Source organism: Nocardia sp. NPDC057440 (assembly GCF_042802915.1).
GTDB lineage: Bacteria > Actinomycetota > Actinomycetes > Mycobacteriales > Mycobacteriaceae > Nocardia.
In genome coordinates this window covers 140,354-157,513 of record NZ_JBHVDF010000008.1, presented here as the reverse complement: position 1 = coordinate 157,513, position 17,160 = coordinate 140,354, and the positions used below count along the sequence as shown (strand labels likewise).

The 17,160-nt window shown below is 64.9% G+C and carries 16 protein-coding genes; 8 read left to right on the top strand and 8 right to left on the bottom strand.

Going from position 1 to position 17,160, the window contains the following annotated elements; all coding sequences use genetic code 11:
* Positions 1–65: 65 nt before the first annotated feature.
* Positions 66–2,348 (bottom strand): ATP-binding cassette domain-containing protein, encoded by a 2,283-nt coding sequence (locus ACFU4Z_RS18815; RefSeq protein ID WP_379064570.1) that lies wholly within the window; start codon positions 2,346–2,348, stop codon positions 66–68.
* Between the two features lie 523 nt (positions 2,349–2,871).
* Between ACFU4Z_RS18815 and ACFU4Z_RS18810 the strand changes: the two genes are divergently transcribed.
* Positions 2,872–4,362, top strand: a complete 1,491-nt coding sequence (locus ACFU4Z_RS18810) for a wax ester/triacylglycerol synthase family O-acyltransferase (protein WP_379064568.1) — start codon at positions 2,872–2,874, stop codon at positions 4,360–4,362.
* Positions 4,363–4,571: 209 nt separating this feature from the next.
* Here the strand turns inward: ACFU4Z_RS18810 and ACFU4Z_RS18805 are convergent, their stop codons facing one another.
* Both ACFU4Z_RS18805 and ACFU4Z_RS18800 read right to left on the bottom strand, forming a co-directional pair.
* Entirely contained in the window at positions 4,572–4,907 is a 336-nt protein-coding gene (locus ACFU4Z_RS18805; protein WP_379064566.1) for a hypothetical protein, read from the bottom strand.
* A gap of 443 nt (positions 4,908–5,350) precedes the next feature.
* Positions 5,351–6,235, bottom strand: a complete 885-nt coding sequence (locus tag ACFU4Z_RS18800; protein ID WP_379064564.1) for an LLM class F420-dependent oxidoreductase — start codon at positions 6,233–6,235, stop codon at positions 5,351–5,353.
* A gap of 90 nt (positions 6,236–6,325) precedes the next feature.
* On the opposite strand from ACFU4Z_RS18800, the gene ACFU4Z_RS18795 reads away from it, so the two are divergent.
* On the top strand, positions 6,326–6,931 hold the full coding sequence (locus ACFU4Z_RS18795; RefSeq protein ID WP_379064562.1) for a hypothetical protein: 606 nt from the start codon (positions 6,326–6,328) through the stop codon (positions 6,929–6,931).
* Positions 6,932–7,210: 279 nt separating this feature from the next.
* Here the strand turns inward: ACFU4Z_RS18795 and ACFU4Z_RS18790 are convergent, their stop codons facing one another.
* Entirely contained in the window at positions 7,211–8,296 is a 1,086-nt protein-coding gene (locus ACFU4Z_RS18790) for an SDR family oxidoreductase (protein WP_379064560.1), read from the bottom strand.
* 111 nt (positions 8,297–8,407) lie between these two features.
* On the opposite strand from ACFU4Z_RS18790, the gene ACFU4Z_RS18785 reads away from it, so the two are divergent.
* The 5 genes from ACFU4Z_RS18785 (at position 8,408) to ACFU4Z_RS18765 (ending at position 11,780) form a co-directional block, all read left to right on the top strand.
* Positions 8,408–9,022 carry a TetR/AcrR family transcriptional regulator gene (locus ACFU4Z_RS18785; protein WP_379064558.1) on the top strand — a complete coding sequence of 205 codons (615 nt, stop codon included), beginning with the start codon at positions 8,408–8,410 and terminating at the stop codon, positions 9,020–9,022.
* 107 nt (positions 9,023–9,129) lie between these two features.
* A complete protein-coding gene (locus tag ACFU4Z_RS18780) occupies positions 9,130–9,444 on the top strand; it encodes a nuclear transport factor 2 family protein (RefSeq protein ID WP_379064556.1) in 315 nt (104 codons plus the stop codon).
* A 42-nt stretch (positions 9,445–9,486) separates the two neighbouring features.
* Positions 9,487–10,629, top strand: a complete 1,143-nt coding sequence (locus ACFU4Z_RS18775; RefSeq protein WP_379064554.1) for an alkaline phosphatase family protein — start codon at positions 9,487–9,489, stop codon at positions 10,627–10,629.
* Positions 10,630–10,742: 113 nt separating this feature from the next.
* Entirely contained in the window at positions 10,743–11,066 is a 324-nt protein-coding gene (locus tag ACFU4Z_RS18770; protein ID WP_379064552.1) for a hypothetical protein, read from the top strand.
* A gap of 171 nt (positions 11,067–11,237) precedes the next feature.
* Positions 11,238–11,780: a GNAT family N-acetyltransferase gene (locus ACFU4Z_RS18765; protein WP_379064550.1), complete on the top strand. Its 543-nt coding sequence runs from the start codon at positions 11,238–11,240 to the stop codon at positions 11,778–11,780.
* Positions 11,781–11,878: 98 nt separating this feature from the next.
* Here the strand turns inward: ACFU4Z_RS18765 and ACFU4Z_RS18760 are convergent, their stop codons facing one another.
* Both ACFU4Z_RS18760 and ACFU4Z_RS18755 read right to left on the bottom strand, forming a co-directional pair.
* Complete coding sequence (locus ACFU4Z_RS18760; protein ID WP_379064548.1) at positions 11,879–12,715, bottom strand: peptidoglycan-binding protein; 837 nt, start codon at positions 12,713–12,715, stop codon at positions 11,879–11,881.
* Positions 12,716–13,044: 329 nt separating this feature from the next.
* Positions 13,045–13,170 (bottom strand): hypothetical protein, encoded by a 126-nt coding sequence (locus ACFU4Z_RS18755; RefSeq protein ID WP_379064546.1) that lies wholly within the window; start codon positions 13,168–13,170, stop codon positions 13,045–13,047.
* Between the two features lie 167 nt (positions 13,171–13,337).
* Between ACFU4Z_RS18755 and ACFU4Z_RS18750 the strand changes: the two genes are divergently transcribed.
* Positions 13,338–14,276 carry an undecaprenyl-diphosphate phosphatase gene (locus ACFU4Z_RS18750; protein ID WP_379064544.1) on the top strand — a complete coding sequence of 313 codons (939 nt, stop codon included), beginning with the start codon at positions 13,338–13,340 and terminating at the stop codon, positions 14,274–14,276.
* A gap of 232 nt (positions 14,277–14,508) precedes the next feature.
* Here the strand turns inward: ACFU4Z_RS18750 and ACFU4Z_RS18745 are convergent, their stop codons facing one another.
* Both ACFU4Z_RS18745 and secY read right to left on the bottom strand, forming a co-directional pair.
* Positions 14,509–15,357, bottom strand: a complete 849-nt coding sequence (locus tag ACFU4Z_RS18745; RefSeq protein ID WP_379064542.1) for a LuxR C-terminal-related transcriptional regulator — start codon at positions 15,355–15,357, stop codon at positions 14,509–14,511.
* Positions 15,358–15,433: 76 nt separating this feature from the next.
* On the bottom strand, positions 15,434–16,744 hold the full coding sequence (gene secY, locus ACFU4Z_RS18740) for a preprotein translocase subunit SecY (protein WP_379064540.1): 1,311 nt from the start codon (positions 16,742–16,744) through the stop codon (positions 15,434–15,436).
* Between the last annotated feature and the right edge of the window lie 416 nt (positions 16,745–17,160).

Genomic DNA, 17,160 nt, shown 5'->3' with positions numbered 1-17,160 from the left:
GCAGCTGGCCGCCTAGGCAGCGGGCGCGGTGGCCGGAGGTCGGCCCCCGGCGACCGCGCAGCCACCTACGCCGCCTTGTACTTGCGCAAATACTCGCCGGTCAGCGAGGTCGGATGCTCGAGCAGTGCCGCAGGCGTGCCGGTGAAGACCACTTCACCACCGTCCTTGCCGCCGTCCGGCCCGAGATCGATCACCCAGTCCGAGTGCGCGACCACGTCGAGGTTGTGCTCGATCACCACCACCGTGTTGCCGCGCTCGACCAGCCCGTCCATCAGCGCGAGCAGCGTGTCCACATCCGACATGTGCAGCCCGGTGGTCGGCTCGTCGAGAACATAGACGCTGCCGGTGTTCTGCAGTTGGGTGGCCAGCTTGATGCGTTGGCGCTCGCCGCCCGAGAGGGTGCTCATCGCCTGGCCGAGGCTCAGGTAGTCCAGACCGACCTCGATCATGGTGCGCAGCTTCGTATGCAGCGCCTTCTCGGGGAAGAACTGCACCGCCTCTTCGGCGGACATCTCCAGCACGTCCGCGATCGACTTGCCGCGGAAGGTATGTGCGAGCACCTCATCGGAGAATCGCCGTCCATCGCAGGCGTCGCAATGGGTGGTCACCGGATCCATATAGGCGACCTCGGTGATGATCACCCCGCGCCCCTCGCACTGCTTGCACGCGCCCGCGGAATTGAAGCTGAACAGCCCCGGCGATTCACCGGTGGCCTTGGCGAACAGCTTGCGAATAGGGTCCATGAGCCCCAGGTAGGTGGCGGGCGTGGAGCGCGAAGAGGCCGCGATCGCGGATTGATCCACGAAGATCGCCTCGGGATGGTCGCGCACGAACACGTCTCGAATGAGGCTGCTCTTGCCGGATCCGGCGACGCCGGTGATCGAGGTGAGCACGCCGGTGGGGATCGCGACGCTGACATCCTTGAGGTTGTGCACGGTCGCGTGCTCGATCAGCAACGCACCGGTCGACGTCCGGAACACCTCCTTGACCGTGAACGGCCTGCGCAGCCCGGCACCGGTCGGGGTGTCGGCGGCACGCAGCTCGGCGAAGCTGCCCTCGAACACGACTTGTCCGCCGTGCACCCCGGCGCGCGGCCCGACATCCACGATATGGTCGGCGATCTGGATGACATCGGGATCGTGCTCGACGACCAGCACGGTATTGCCTTTGTCCCGCAGCGCCTTCAGCAGATTGTTCAGCCGCCCGACATCGCGCGGGTGCAAGCCGACGCTCGGCTCGTCGAAGATGTAGGTCATACCGATGAGCGTGCTGGCCAGGTGCTTGATCATCTTCAGCCGCTGCCCCTCACCGCCGGACAGGCTCGAGGTCGCCCGGTCCAGGCTCAGATAGCCGAGACCGATATCGGCCACCCGCTGCAGTGCGGTGCGAATCGCGGCGGCCAGCCCGAGTGCGGCCGGATCGGTGATCTCGTCGAGCACCGCGATCAGATCGGTGATCTGCAAGCCCGACCAGTCGGCGATATTGCGCCCGTTGATCTTCGTCGCGAGTGCCTCGGCATTGAGCCGTGCGCCGTTGCACGTCGAACACACGCCCTCGGTGAGGAACTTCTGTATCTGCTCGCGAGTCTTCTCGCTGAGCGCGGAGGTGTCGCGCTGCAACCGGGTGCGGGTGAACTTCGCCGCCACCCCTTCGTAATTCGCCTTCCACGTGCCTTTACTGAAGGTCAGCTCCACCTTGCCGCCGGTGCCGTACAGCAGATCCTGAAATTCCTCGGCGCTGTAATCGGCGAGCTTCTTGTCCGGATCGAAGCGGCCGGAGTTGCCGTACAGCTGCCAGTCACCGCTGCCCACCCCGTAGCCGGGCAGCAGGATCGCGCCCTCGTTGAGCGACTTGCTCCGATCGACCAGCCGGTCGGGATCGGCGCGCACCGCCTGACCGAGCCCGTCACAATCCGGGCACATGCCCTGCGGCACGTTGAAGGAGTAGTTGTAGACGAATCCGGCCGAGGGCGAACCGAATCGGGCGAACATGGCCCGCACCATCGAATAGATGTCGGTCATGGTGCCGACGGTGGAACGCGGGCCGCCGCCGACCGGCTGCTGGTCGATGATCACCGGCGCGGTCAGGTTTTCGATCGCCTCCGCGTGCGGGCGCTCGTAGCGGGGCAGGAAGTTGAGGATGAATGCGGGAAACGTTGCGTAGAGCTGCCGCTGGGATTCGACGGCAATGGTGTCGAACACGATGGACGACTTCCCGGAACCGGAGACACCGGTGAACACCGTGATCTTGTTCTTGGGGATCTCCAGCGACACATTGCGCAGGTTGTGCTCGCTGGCCCCCAACACTCGAATGACATCGGTGGCGGCAACGGAATTGGTCAATGGCATACCGACCACCATGCCATCTGACACCGACAATTCGCCCGGGTGAATGTGATGCATTTCACATCAATTCAGGATGCGAATAACCGGCGCGCGGTTTCGGCGCCGTGCGCGAGCGTGCTAAGCCGAACGGCTGTGAACGCCCGCCGACCTTGCGCATGATGCCCATGCATCAGTCCGGAATGTCCTGCCTCGGTAGCAATCTCATCTTCGTGCAGCACCCTGGCGCAGCTGCGGGCGCGGCCCGGAAGCGACGAACGGTCGCCGGAGTTACACGCCCCCTATCCAGGATTTGCGCAGAATTAACCTGCCGAGCACACGATCGCGGCCGAAAGCACTCGGTCGGCAACTAGAATCAATGACGCGTCTTCGACACGGACACTGACGTCACCGGACGAGCGGAGCGGCTCGAAGGGTTCGTAGCGCCCGCAGATACCGGCAGGTCGTCAATGCGTCGCGGCACCATCATGCCGCCGCCCCTGAACCGAGTCGGCAGTCTTTCCCGAACGAGCGACACCGCGGAGACCTCATGATCCACGCCGACCTCAAACCCGCCAGCTACTTGGACGTCCGCATCACCACGCCCGGCCAACTCGCCGGCGGCATACCCGCGACCCCGGCAGCACCGTCGCACAGAATTCCGCTATCGAGCGATCGCGGGCCGTCTCGACAGCTCAGCTCGCTCGACGTCCTGCTACTCAATGCCGAATCGCCCGCCATGCTGCTGCACGTCGGATCGGTCACGCTGCTGGAGCCGACGGCCGAAGTCGGTGCGTTGACCGTCACCGCATTGCGAGAGTTGATCGCGAGCCGCCTACACCTGATCGCACCGCTGCGGTGGCGATTGCGTACCGTCCCTTGGGGTCTCGATCTCCCCTATTGGGACGATTGCGACACCATCGACCTCGGATATCACGTCCGCGATACACGCCTGCCCGAAGGCTCGACCGACGTGGCGCTGGCGGATCTCGCGGCCCGCCTGCACGCGCAGCCGCTGGACCGAAGCCGACCACTGTGGGAATGCCACCTGATCTCGGGTCTGGCCGGAGGTCGCCAAGCCATCTACACCAAGGTGCACCACGCACTGATCGATGGCGTGTCCGGCGCCGAGGTCATGGCCGCGGTCTTCGACGTCGTTCCGCGGGCGCAGCCGGTGCCGCCACCAGCCGACGGGGTCAAGCTCGGCCGAACTCCCAACCCTGCCGAAATACTCGGCCGCGGTATCGCGAACACGATGACCCGCCAAGCCGACCGGATGCGCCTGCCGTTGCGCCTTGGACCGATGCTGCCGAGCGCGCTCGACGACATGCGCAAGGTGAATCCCACGTTGCCCGGCGCGGGCCCCAACAGCACCGACCGTTCCTTTGCGTTCGTGTCCCTGCCCCTCGATACCGTCAAGCAGATCAAGAACAGCTTCGGCGGCACCGTCAACGACGTCGTGATGACGTTGTGCGCCTCAGCATTTCGCCGCTGGCTGCTCGACCACGACATACCCGCCGACGACCCCGCCGTTGCCGCGATACCCGTATCGGTCCGCACCCCCGAGCAGTGCGGCACCGCGGGCAACCAGTTCTCCATCATGCTGTGCGAACTTCCGATCGGCGAAGCGAACCCACAGCACCGCATGAAACTCACCCACGCCGCCATGCTCGCCGCCAAGGAACGCTTCCACGCCACCCCACCATCGCTGCTGCACTACGCCACCGCGGTCCTCCCCCAGATCCTGCACGGCCTGGCAACTCGAATGCTGCTCCGCGCCGCCGCACCCGCGCTCCCCTTGGCCAACATGGTTGTCTCCAACGTGCCAGGCCCCCAGATTCCGTTGTACGCCGGGGGAATTCGCGTGGCAGGCAGCTATCCCATCTCCGTACTCACCGACCTGTCGGGCCCACTCAACATCACCGTCATGTCCTACAACGGCCACCTCGACTTCGGCATCCTCGCCTGCACCGACACCATTCCGGATGTGTGGAAATTCGCCACTTACTTGAAAGATGAGCTCGCCGAACTAGTTCCGTAGTTTCGCCGAACCATTCAGTACCACGGTTTTCAACGAGCAAGGAGCCGCGGTCGCGGTCCGCGAAATCCCAGATCTTCTGGACCGCTGCACCGGCAACTCTCACGCCGAAGCGGTCCGCGACCTCGCCACCTACCTGAACGCCTGTGCCACGCCCCCGGCAGCTACCTGGTTTTCGTCGGAGACCAGCCACACCAAGTGCGTTGCCAGTACTAGGCAGTCTTGTCGAAGCGCACTGCGAGTGCCTGCACGCCTGCCGGGGCCTTCCATATGACCTCGACTTTCTCGAGGTCATATCCTCCACTGCACGACGAATCGCTGAACAGGGAGGCCGAGTCGGAGGTGCCGTTCTCGAACCTCACCGCGCCACCCTGAAGCTGCAGACAGGTGCCGCTCGCCGGGTCGTCGACATGGATGAGCTGTCCGGCTGCGGTGATGTACGAGAATCTGCCGACTGCGGCATGCGCACCGGCGGGCGTCAACGCAAGCAACGCAAGCGCCGCCGCGCCCGCGAAAACAGCTTTCCTGAGCCCACAGGGCAATCCCATAATCTTCCCTCTCCCCGGCGAAGTCGACACTTTCCTTGCTCCCAGCAGAGTCTTCCATCACACCGCATGTCAGATCAGCCCTTTGCTCGAAGGACTACCCGATCAAGCGAACCTTGGCACCGTGGGATGTGGGTCGTCGAACGCGGCACGGGCGACAAACCCACCATCGAGGCCGCCCCGCCGCTCGCTCGACCTCCCTCCGATGCGCCCGGAAAGCCGTTCACACTCGCCGAAGCCGATTCAGCAATGCCACTGCACCGCAACTATGACCGTGCCCGCCCGCGTGCCGCGTTCAATGCGCTGGTAGCGGCCGGACACATCCGGCCCGATTCATCGCGACAACACCCTTCTGGAAGCAGCCATGACGGGCCCGAACGAAAGGCGTCTACAGTCAGTGACCCGGGATCCGGATTCGATTGCGGCACAATAATGGCCGATCACCGCTAGCGCAGTAGCTGAATCACCGGCGCGAAGTTCTCCATACTGTCCTCGAGCACGGTGACATAGCTGATGCCGTACCGCTCGCGGCGATCGCGTAGCCGCTGTGCCATCTCCTCGGGCGTGCCGATCAGTAGAATCGGCAGCTCTTCCGGACTCTCCGCGACATCCGGCGGCAGTGCGGGACCGAATACCTCCAGCACAGCCGCCAGTTCATGCGGCGGAACGACGCGCTGGATCAGGATATTCAGCTCCACCTGATCCACTCGCACGCCGAGCAGACGGCGCACGTAGTCGATCCGCTCCGCGGTTTCTTCGAGCCCCGCCATCTGTAGTGGCCCACCATTGCGGGCCGCCGCGGCGCCGGTGAATCCGATGATGTCGGCATGCTTCGCGGCAACGCCGAGCAGCCGGTCACCCCAGCCTGCGATGAGGATCGGCGGCCCGGACGGCTGGGTGGGGCGCGGCTGATATTCCGGATCCGAAAACAGCCCGCGCAGGGTGGTGATCGTCTTCTCCAAGTGCTCGACACGCTTGCCGCCGCTGGCGAACGGGATGCCCGCCGCCTCGAATTCGGCCTGCACATAGCCTGCGCCCAACCCGAGCTCCACTCGACCATCGGTGAACTGGTCCGCGCCCGCCACATCGCGAGCAAGCAGCACCGGGTTGTAGAACGGCGTGTTCAGCACGAAGGTGTTCAGCCGGACTCGCTCGGTCGCCTCGGCCGCCAGAATTATCGCGGGAAACGGCGCAGGCAGCCCGAGATGATCGGCCACTCCGATCACGTCGTAGCCGAATTCCTCTGCTTTACGGCACTTTTCGATCCAATTCGCGCGGGATTCGGGAACCACCATGTTGACGCCGAACCGGAACGGACGTTGCACAGTCATCTGGTCTGTCTACCATCACGATTCGACCGCAGGACATCGACGGTCGCTGTCGGGTTCGTGCTGGCAGAGTGTGCACCACTGATCTAGGAGGTGCTCGACAAAATTATGGGTGACTACTTCGAACGGATCGTCGACATCGAGGTGACCGCTACGGAGGCGGACGCGGTGGCGGCCCGGATGCTGGACTGGATGATTTCCCGGCGGCTGCTCACGCGGGAGATGTCCAGTGACGCGATGTACAGCCTCGGGGTGGACAAAGGTTATGTGCCAGGATCGGAGTGGGCGCAGGTCACCCAGGAATGGGGCGAGTGGATCCCCGGTCCGGTCGCCGTGATCGTCGGGCGCGCAGGCCACTTCGGCGGGCAGGGCGAGATCGAGCCGGAGTCGGCTGTGTGCCCGCGCTGCCACGCTAAGACCGTAGTCATCGATTACCCGCACCAGTGGGAAGCCGATCCCGAGATCTGGCGGCCATTCCGGAACGGCATCGACGCGTGGGAGCAGACCGGCTACGGCACTGCCGCCTGCAATTCCTGCGCTGACGCCATCCCGGTCACCGAATGGCAATGGCCGCGGGGGTTCGCTCTCGGCGCACTCGCCTTCGATTTCTGGGGTTGGCCACCACTCACCGACACCTTCATCACCGAGTTCGGAGCACAACTGGGCCATCGCATCGAGCATCAAACGGGCAAATTCTGACGCACCCGGGCCATTCCACGGCATGTCCTGCACGTCAGCACGACGCGACCCGCCAGTCAACATTGCGCGAGAGTGCCTGCCACGAAGGCGATTCCAACGAGCGTCACCGCCACGGCCATGACTGGCGCCGGCCGCCGCATGGTGTTCCATCGCGGCGACCTTCGCGAACGACGCCGCGCTCGATCGGCTGTCGATGTCGTGGCGGTGCGCCGCCCCAGCCAGCGCCTGATGAGGGTGACAACGGTGACGATCAGTGTCGCGATCAGCATGACCGAACCCCTACGCGTCGACAGCGTTTGCCGGCCGGGACCGGCGCACCGGTGTCGCGGAGCCTCGTGGCGTCGCGACGACACCGTGTTCGATCAGGCTCTGCGCGGTGTCCAGCAGGGTTTCCCGCACCGGGCGCATACGCCAGCCGAGTTCTCGGTGTGCCTTATCGGCGCTGAGTCGCTCGGGTCGTCCCAGCGTCGGCACCGCCAGTCGCACGCTCTTGTCGAACACCGCCATCGCACGTACCAGTAGATCGGGAATGCCCCGGGTGGGCACCCGGAATCCGCGCGGGCCGAATTCCGCGGCAAGGATCGCCGCCATCTCGCGCATCCACACATGCCGGCCCGCACAGATATACCGGCTGCCCGCCGCCTGCGGCAGCTCCATCGCCAGCCGGTGCGCCACCGCAAGATCCCGCACATCGACCACCGACCAACCCACCCGCGGCGAGCCGGGCACACTGCGCCCGAGCAGCCACTGCACCGGAACGATCGACGTGCTGAGCGCCGTGGACAGCAGCGGCCCCAGCACCATTCCGGGGTTGACCACGACCAACTCCAGCCCCCGCTCAGCGGGCAGCTCACCGATGAATTCCCAGGCGGCACGCTCGGCGAGGGTCTTGCTTTTCTGGTAGGCCGCGCTGCGCTCGACCACCGACCAGTCGGCCTCGGTGCGGACCGTCTCGGGGTCGTCGTGACCATGCGCCACCGCCGCGATCGAGGACGTCAGCACGACCCGCCGCACCGCGTCGGAGGCGGCGCAAGCGCGCAATACCCGCAGAGTGCCCTGCACCGCGGTGGTGATCAGTTCCTGCTCGTCGTCCGGCGGGGCCGCCGGAAAAGGCGATGCGACATGCATGACGTACGCACAGCCGGAAATAGCTGCCGCCCAGCCGGAATCGTCATCGAGATCGGCCTCGACGAACGCCAGCTCGCCACCGATCCGATCGGCCAGCGCCACCAAGTGGGCTCGCTTGCCTGTGTCGGCGAGATCCCGAACTGTCGCGCGCACTGCGTAGCCGTGCTCCAGCAGTTCGGCGATGCAGTGTCCGGCGACGAATCCTGTTGCGCCGGTGACGAGTACCTGTGTGCCCATATGCTTACCCGCTTCGAAGGTGAGAGTGCGATCAACCAATCTGAGCGCCGCTCAGATAATCTAAGCATTGCATAGATATGTTGTCCAGGACTCGTCGAATAGGCTCGGATAGTGACGCGGACGAGTTATCACCACGGCGCACTGCGCGACACCCTGCTCGCCGCCTGTCTCCGGTTGATCGAAACCGAGGGCATCGGCGCGGTGAGTCTGCGCCGCGTAGCCAGGGAGGCGGGCGTGAGCACCGGCGCGCCCTATCACCACTTCGCCGACCGCGCCGCACTGCTCGCCGCATTGTCCACCCAGGGCTTCCAACTACTCGGCAGCGAAGTGACAGCCGCACGCGCGGCCGCGGACACCCCCCTGCAAGCGCTGACCGCACTCGCCGAGACCTACGTGCGGTTCTCCCGCGAACATCCCGGACACTTCCGGCTGATGTTCCGTCCCGAACTCTCCCAGCCCGACAAGCATCCCGACACCATGGACGCAGGCGACGCCGCGTTCGCCGTACTGGCCGATACCGTCGCCGACTGTGTCGCCGCAGGCTTGCTGCCCGCCGACAAAGCCGACACCATCGCCGTCGCCTGGTGGGGACTCGCACACGGTCTCGCCTCACTGTGGCTCGACGGGCAGCTGGAAAAGCGTTCGGTCCAGCTCGGCACCGAAGTCCCCGCGCTGGTCGACGACATTATGCGCACCTTCACCGCACTCATCACGCCCAGCGCATAACGCGCGCCGCAACATCACACGTCCGAGGACTGAACTGACCTAAAGTGAGTGCCGAATATTTGCTGTTTCGCCGCACGCTCCCCACCTGATTCGAGAGGGAAAACCGGATGACCGCACAGCAGCTCGATCCAGTGGTTCAGGAATTCGTGAACGCGCTCAATGACAATGACCAGGACCGGTTGTTCGCGATCCTGACCGATGACGCGTCGATGTCCGACGACGGCGTCGAACGCAACCTCGCGCAGTGGACCGACTCCGAGGTCTTCGGCAGCAGCGGTCGCATGGAGGTCGAATCGATCGGCGACGGCGGCACCGAGTTGGTGGCCAACTACACCAACTCGCGCTGGGGATCGATGCGCACCAATTGGCGTTTCACCCTTCGCGACGGCAAGGTCAGCCGATTCGAGACCGGGCAGGCCTGAAACCCTTGCGGAGGCGACCCCCATATTGACAGGCTGACGAATGTGTTCGTCGCGCCCCGTTACGGTACGGGCTCCCTCGCAGATCTGTTTCCTTCGCTCCTCGCCGGGCTCGGTGTGCCCGGCGAGGTCGACCGGCTCGGCCTCGGCTGCGCCGCCGACCGCATCTGCGTGCTCTTGGTGGACGGCCTCGGCGCCGAGGCGCTCGCGGCGAATGCGGAAGCGGCGCCTTTCCTGTCGAGTCTCGTCCCGGCCGAGCTCGCGGCGGGCTTCCCCAGTACCACCGCGACCAGTCTCAGCTCTCTCGGCGTCGGTGTCCCACCCGGCGAGCACGGGATCGTCGGCTATCTGATCAACGTTCCCGGCTACGACCGGTTGGTGAACTCACTGCGCTGGCGCCTGCACGGCGAGGGACCGAAGGTCGACCTGCTGCGCGAGCTCATCCCGGAGCAATTCCAGCCCAGCGCAACGGTTTTCGAACGCGCCGCGGCCGACGGCATCGCCGTCACACAGGTCGCCCCGCACTATCAGGCCGGCTCCGGGCTCACCCGAGCGGTGTTGCGCGGCTGCGAGTTTCGCCCCAACGTTTCGACCGGCGACCTTGTCGCGGGCGTCATCGACGCACTGCGCGCCGACGACCGCACACTGGTATACGCCTACCACGGTGACCTCGACACCACCGGCCACGTGCGCGGGCCGTTCTCGGACGCGTGGCTGCTGGAATTGGCGCATGTCGACCGCCTCGCCGCCACCATCGCCGAACGCCTACCCCCGAACGCCGCACTGGTCGTCACCGCCGACCACGGCATGGTGGAACTCGACGCCCGCATCGACTTCGACACCACCCCACTGCTCCAGGACGGCGTCGCCCGCCTCGGCGGCGAACCCCGTGCCCGCCACGTCTACACCACCGGAGGCGCCGACGCCGACGTCGCCGCGACCTGGCAGGAATTCCTCGGCGCCGACTTCCACGTACTGCCCCGCGCCGACATCATCGCCCGCGGCTGGTTCGGCCCCACCGTCTCCCCCCGCGTCGCCGACCGCATCGGCGATCTAGTCGTCGTCGCCGCCGGTTCCCGCGGCATCATCCGCACGGGCGCCGAGCCGCTGCAAGCGATGCTGATCGGCCATCACGGATCCCTCACACCTGCGGAAATGAATGTGCCGCTGCGCGTCCATCGCACGTGATCGTGCAGTGCGGCGATTTTGCGCGGGCACCGTAGCCAACGACCAACCTGATTGGCCCTACGCTGAGGGCGATCGCCGCGGACAACCGCGCGACCAGCTGCCAGGAGGAATAGATGAATGCCACGCTGTCACGGACCGGCCGGACCGGCCTCGGGGTCGCGGCGGTCGTGTTACTGCTGGCGGGGTGCAGTGATATCGAGCGAGTGCTCAATCGCGGTGGTGACACGCCCTGCAGCGAATACGTGAAGCAGGACCAGGACACCAAGCGGGTGACGATCACCAAGTTCATCAAGGAGCAGACCAAGGACGATCACGAGCCTGCGGGCACCGTGGTCGATACGACGATCATCTCCGTCGACCTGCTGTGCGGCACGCAGCGCAATGCGGATACGCCGATCAAGAAAGCCGACGTGGCAGGCATTTTCATCACGAAGTGAGTTCGGGGACGAACGGCGCTGCTCCCAGCGGACGGGCGCAGCGCCCGGGCGCGGCGACCCCGAACGTCGGAGTAGTCACAGATCGACCGGACAAGTCCTCATTCCGTGGGTCTTGTCGGCGGGCTCGATATTCGTTCGACGCAAGCGTTCTCCATGAATACCGTTCGGGCCATGCCAACCGCCGCTGGATCGACGAGCGCGATCGACGCGATACGCCTGCGACCGCTGCGGGTGTCGGATGAACGAGCTATCCGCACCGCGCATCAAGCGATGACCGACCAAGACGACTTCGGTTTCGCGCTCGGCCTGACACCGACCATGACCTGGCCGCAGTACCTCTCGGCGTTGGACGACTACCGGTGCGGAGTCAACCTGCCCGAGGGCATCGTCGCAGGCACTTTCCTGGCTGCCACCCTCGATAGTCGAGTCGTCGGGCGTGCAGCGATCCGGCACACCCTCAACGAGGCCTTGCGACGTCGAGGCGGTCACATCGGATACGCCGTCCTCGCTCAGCATCGGCGCCGTGGATACGGGACCGCCATCCTCGCGCACAGCATCACCATCGCCCGCGCGATCGGCATCGAGCGCATCCTCATCACCTGCGACGACAGGAATGCCGGCTCACGACGGATCATCGAATCCTGCGGCGGGGTCCTGGAATCGGTCGAGCCGTGGATTGATGGCACCTTGATCCGGCGGTACTGGATCGACTGAGCTGGAATACTCGGACGGTGCGTTCCCTTGTGGTTCTAGTTCGCCACGCGTACCGACCATCCCGTTGCCGGGTGGGCCCGACGACCAGCACTGGCCGCTCAGAACATGTCGACAACCCATACCTCCAGGTCGGCCAGGGGATTGTTCGGATCCGTGGGACTGGCGATCCGATGCTGCTGGATCACCGTGCCCAGGCTGAGGATGTCGGCGCGGGGGGTCTGGAACAGGTTCTGGTTGGAGCCGTAGGTGAAGCGGCATCCACCGACCAGAGCCGACTGGGCGATCCGCCGGATCTCGTTCAAAGTCACCGCGCTCAGGGGTGAACTGCGCACGCAGATATCGCTGGCGCATCCGTTCACCAATGTTGACGTCATCGGTCGGCCTCGAGCGTGCTGGGGTTCGGTCGCGAAGTCGGTGAAGCCGATGTAGTCGGTCTCCCCCTCGCCGTAGATGTTGATCTTCATTGCGTTGCCGATGGGATTGATCGGGCTGCCTCGATGCTCGGCGTGCCCGTCGGGCCCTGGATTGGCCACTCGCGGCCGGGTCGGGCACAGTTGGTGAGCATGCGGCAGACCCGCCTCCGTCGGCGACACGAAGCTGGTGGGCAGTGGGGTCGACTTCTCGAGGACGTCTATTTCGGCGTCGAGACTCTTGATCGTGCCCTTACCGACAATCCGATCAGCCGTGACCTGGCCGGGGGCCAAAATGCCGCGCGCGTTCTTGTAGTCCTCGACCGCGTCGCCGGTGTCTGCTCCGTAGCGGCCATCGACCTCGAGATCGGCATCGTCTAGCTCGTTGAGCGCGATCTGGATCCGCCGCACGTGCTCACCGACGCCGTTGATCCCCTCACCGATATGCGCAGGATCGGAGACCAGGCAGTTCTCCAGCTGTTGGTCGCGGTCCGGCGAGGTGAACAGCATGCTGTTGAGTCCCATGGTTCGTCATCCTTTCGATGCGCTTTCGGCAGTGCGCCCGCGGTGCCGACGAGGATCGTCACGGATTGCTCATGGCAACATGTCTGGTCGCCTGATCTGGCGCGGAGGCGGGGTTCAGGGTGGTTCACGATCATCAGACCTCCCCACTGGCGTGCGGCGAGGACGGATGCGACCAAACGCTAACGCGCTCAGCCCGCCAGGACCCGAGTAGTCCACTACGCGGATTCAGGTTCATCAGGCTCGCGCACCCGAAGTGACGGCCTGTCACGCCCTCTGCCTCGCTCATGTGTCACTGATGAATTCGGGGCCTTGCCATCGAAGAGGGCCCGTCATCGTTCGACGAACTCGCGTCGCGGCTTGAAGGCGTGGCCGACGAAGGCCAGGCCGATACGGACGATCGCCGGCTCGGCGGCGTGGTCGAACAACAGCCGAATGCGGTGGCCGAGCTCGTCCACCGCCGCGCGACAAATTGGTAGTCCAGCAGCGGATGTGGCGCGGTCTGCATCGGCAACAGGCGGACTGGTATGAGACGAAAGCGACTGAGGGAAGCGGTATTCGGGCATATCGGTCCGTGTGCGGGGCCCTCCGGCGTTGCCGTTGTGCGCATGCGAGACTCGTCGCGATGCTCACCTACTTTCAAGCGACTGTCATCGGCGCGGTGCAAGGTGTCACCGAACTGTTCCCGATCTCGAGCCTCGGGCATTCCGTGTTGGTTGCGGCATGGCTCGGAGGTGATTGGCAGAACTTGGTCAGCCCGAACGAGTCGGCTACGGGCACACCGTATCTGGCATTCGTGGTGGCCTTGCACGTGGCGACGGCAGTGGCGCTGGTCGGCTACTACTGGCGGGACTGGTGCGCCATCGTCGCCGGTTTCCTCACCACGGTGCGGACCGGGCGCCTCGACACCGTTGCGCAGCGGTTGGCGTTGCTGATCGTGATCGCCACCATTCCTGTCGGCGTCTTCGGGCCGTTGCTGGAACATCCACTGCACGCGCTGTTCGCGGCGCCGATCTGCGCCAGCATCTTTCTGACGCTGAATGGTGTCGTGCTGATCGTCGGTGAGGGATTGCGCCGGCGCAATGAGCCGTCGCTCGCGGAATACGGGCGACGGTTCGCCCGACAGGAGGCCCTCACGGGGGTTCTCACCGCCGAAGCGCGAACCCGCCGCCAATCCGACCGGCCGCTGGCCGCCCTCGGGGTCCAGGACGCCGTCGGTATCGGCTTCGCCCAAGTCGGCGCGCTGCTGACCGGGTTCAGTCGGGCGGGTCTGACCATGGTCGGCGGTCTGTGGCGCGGTCTCGAGTACAAGCATGCGGCCAAATTCGCTTTCCTGCTTGCGACTCCGGCGATCCTGGGCGCGGGGATACTGGAACTACCAGAACTGGTCGGACCGGAGACCGAGGGCATCCGAGGGCCGGTGCTGGTCGGCGCCGTCGTTTCCGGACTGTCGTCGTGGCTGGCCGTGCGGTTCCTCGAGCGGTACTTCCAGACCCGCACTCTGCTGCCGTTCGCGGTGTACTGCGTGGTCGCCGGGTTGCTCTCGATCGTCCGATTCAGCTGAGTCTCGGCCTCGAGCTCCACCCGATCCCGTTCAGACCTTTCGCGGTGCCACTGAGGGTGACGTCAGCCGAGCGACCTCGAGAGGCAGCTTCGCTCGGGTTGTTCCCGCGACGGCTCGAAATATCGCCATACGACCCATCTCTCGATGAGCCGGGTGAGCAGCGACCCGCCGATAACGCGTCCTGGGCCGAACTGACCGATCTCGCCACCCGAGCCAGCGGCCTCAGCGGATGTCAGGAGCGCGGAACCAGGCGACGGGTATGGGCATAGACGACGGCGTGCACACGATCGCGAACACCGAGTTTGGCGAGCACGTTGGAGACGTGGGTCTTGACCGTCTGCTCGCCCACGCCGAGGGCGCGGGCGATCTCGGGGTTCGTGTACGCCTTGGCGATCAGAAGCAGGACCTCGTGTTCCCGGGCGGTGAGTGTCTCGACTTCCGGTGCGGCGGGGAATGGTTCGATTCCGTCGGTGAGCCGCGCGATCAGGCGGCGCGTCAGGCGGGGATCGATCAGGGCATCGCCGCGTGCCGCAATCCGGATGGCGGAGATCAGATCCTGGGACGGCAACGCTTTGGTGAGGAACCCGCTCGTGCCGAGACGTAGTGCGCGGTAGAGGTTCTCATCGGTGTCAGAGGTGGCGAGGGTGAGCATCCGGGTCCTGCTACCGAATGCCGCGACCGTCTCGATGACGGCCGTGTCGTCGAGACCGGGCATGTCGAGGTCGAGAATAACGACGTCGGGTTGTAACCGTTCCATCTCCCTGATGGCCGTGACCGTGTCGGGGGCCTCCGCGATGCAGTAGATGTCCGGCTGGGTGCCGATCACCGCGCGCAGGCCCGACCGAAACACTGTGTGATCGTTGGCCAGCAACACCGAAATCGACGACTGCTGCGCAGCGCCAAGGATGTCGACCGGCGGTGAGCCTTCCGATCCGCACGGGTCGAACTCCACCGTGTCGCCACGCCTGGCGATCGGTGTGTCGGCGTGCGCGTAACTCACCGACAGCATCGTGGCGGTGATCGCGAGCAAGAGCGACGACACCACCCGAAGCAGGGCGTGTGTCGACGTAGTCGTGGCCATGATCTATGACCGTAGATTCCGGGGCCTTCGGCGTACATACGCAATCGGGAGTATCCGAGCTCCCCCAATGGAGTGATCAGCGCAAGAACCCCGTGTAGTTCTTGTTCATCAGCTGACTCTCGATCTGTTTGATCGTGTCCAGACCAACGCTCACCACAATCAGTACCGAGGTACCGCCGAACGCGAGGCTCGGTGCCGAGCCGATTGCCCCGAAGTGCAGTAGCAGGTTCGGCAGTACCGCGACAGCGCCGAGATAGATGGAGCCGGGCAGGGTGATCCGGCTGAGGACGTACCCCAGATAACTCTCGGTCGGCCTGCCGGGGCGGTAGGCCGGGATGAAACCGCCGAACTTCTTCATCTCGTCCGCGCGCTCCGCCGGGTCGAAGGTGATCGCGACATAGAAGTATGTGAAGAACAGGATCAGCGCGAAGTAGATCGTCATATGAACCGGATCGTCCGGGGTGACAAGGTACTTCTGAATCAGCACCTGCCATTTGCCCTCACTCTGCGAGGTCAACTGCGCGAGCAGGGTCGGTATGTACAGCAGCGAGGACGCGAAGATGACCGGAATGACGCCGGCCTGGTTGACCTTCAGCGGCAGATATGTCGACGAATTGCCGTACATCTTGCGGCCGACGACGCGCTTGGCATACTGCACCGGAATTCGTCGCTGGCCCTGCTCGACGAAAATCACCCCCACGAGCGCCAGGAACATCGCGACGCAGACGGCGGCGAAGATCAGCCCGCCCTGGCTGTCCAGAATCACCTTGCCTCGACTCGGGATTCGAGCCGCGATACCGGCGAAGATCAGCAGCGACATACCGTTGCCGATACCGCGTTCGGTCACCAGTTCGCCGATCCACATGACCACCGCCGCGCCCGCGGTCATCACCAGCACAGTGACCACCATGCCGAACAGCGATCTGTCCGCAAGGATGTCCGCGGGGCAGCCGCGCAGTAGCTGCCCATGCGCGGCCATCGCCACCAATGCCGACGCCTGCAGGACGGCCAATGTCATTGCGAGATAACGGGTGTACTGCGTGACCTTGGCTTGACCGGACTGGCCCTCCTTACGCAGCTCCTCGAACCGAGGGATCACGACGGTCAGCAGCTGAGTGATGATGCCGGCGGTGATGTAAGGCACGATGCCGATCGCGAACACCGACAGCTGCAGCATCGCGCCGCCCGAGAACAGATCAATGAGCTGATAAATTCCGGCGGAATCGCCTCCGGAGACGAATCCGATACAGACGCGAATCGACTCGTAGTCGACACCGGGCGACGGAAGCGTCGCTCCGAGGCGATACAGCGCGAGCAGACCCAGTGTGAAAAGAAGCTTCCGCCGTAGGTCCGGTGTCCGGTATGCCGATACGAAGGCGGGAAGCACAGATCCTCCTGATAAACGACGCGAGTAATGGACAGGCGCTCACTCTGTGAGAGGAGGAGTCGAACCTGCCGCGCGACTTGGACAGTACGGAAATCCATGCCCCGGCCACGTCGGCCGCGGGTCGGATTTCGATCTCCCCCAACAGCGGGAATCATCAGTTCGGGACGTCTCGGCAGCGCACGTTCGTCAGCGTGTGCGTGTGTTGAGTTGTTGTGTGCCCGAGGCTATGTAAGCGGCGAGGATGCTATTCGGGTTGCGGTCGAGATCGGTCCGCGCACGGACGTAGCACATGGTGGTGCGTGGGTCGTCGTGGCGAGCGGCTATCTGGACATCACGTAAGTCGGCCACCAGCGTCGAGCATGGTGGTGACGAAGGTGTGGCGCAGCATGTGGGGTGTTTGCGTGGTAGCCGGAGCG

What these genes read in the sequence shown, in the direction of transcription:
- ACFU4Z_RS18815 (WP_379064570.1), bottom strand. Translation starts at nt 2,348, where the DNA reads ATGCCATTGACCAATTCCGTTGCCGCCACCGATGTCATTCGAGTGTTG.
- ACFU4Z_RS18810 (WP_379064568.1), top strand. Translation starts at nt 2,872, where the DNA reads ATGATCCACGCCGACCTCAAACCCGCCAGCTACTTGGACGTCCGCATC.
- ACFU4Z_RS18805 (WP_379064566.1), bottom strand. Translation starts at nt 4,907, where the DNA reads ATGGGATTGCCCTGTGGGCTCAGGAAAGCTGTTTTCGCGGGCGCGGCG.
- ACFU4Z_RS18800 (WP_379064564.1), bottom strand. Translation starts at nt 6,235, where the DNA reads ATGACTGTGCAACGTCCGTTCCGGTTCGGCGTCAACATGGTGGTTCCC.
- ACFU4Z_RS18790 (WP_379064560.1), bottom strand. Translation starts at nt 8,296, where the DNA reads ATGGGCACACAGGTACTCGTCACCGGCGCAACAGGATTCGTCGCCGGA.
- ACFU4Z_RS18780 (WP_379064556.1), top strand. Translation starts at nt 9,130, where the DNA reads ATGACCGCACAGCAGCTCGATCCAGTGGTTCAGGAATTCGTGAACGCG.
- ACFU4Z_RS18770 (WP_379064552.1), top strand. Translation starts at nt 10,743, where the DNA reads ATGAATGCCACGCTGTCACGGACCGGCCGGACCGGCCTCGGGGTCGCG.
- ACFU4Z_RS18765 (WP_379064550.1), top strand. Translation starts at nt 11,238, where the DNA reads ATGCCAACCGCCGCTGGATCGACGAGCGCGATCGACGCGATACGCCTG.
- ACFU4Z_RS18760 (WP_379064548.1), bottom strand. Translation starts at nt 12,715, where the DNA reads ATGGGACTCAACAGCATGCTGTTCACCTCGCCGGACCGCGACCAACAG.
- ACFU4Z_RS18750 (WP_379064544.1), top strand. Translation starts at nt 13,338, where the DNA reads ATGCTCACCTACTTTCAAGCGACTGTCATCGGCGCGGTGCAAGGTGTC.
- ACFU4Z_RS18745 (WP_379064542.1), bottom strand. Translation starts at nt 15,357, where the DNA reads ATGGCCACGACTACGTCGACACACGCCCTGCTTCGGGTGGTGTCGTCG.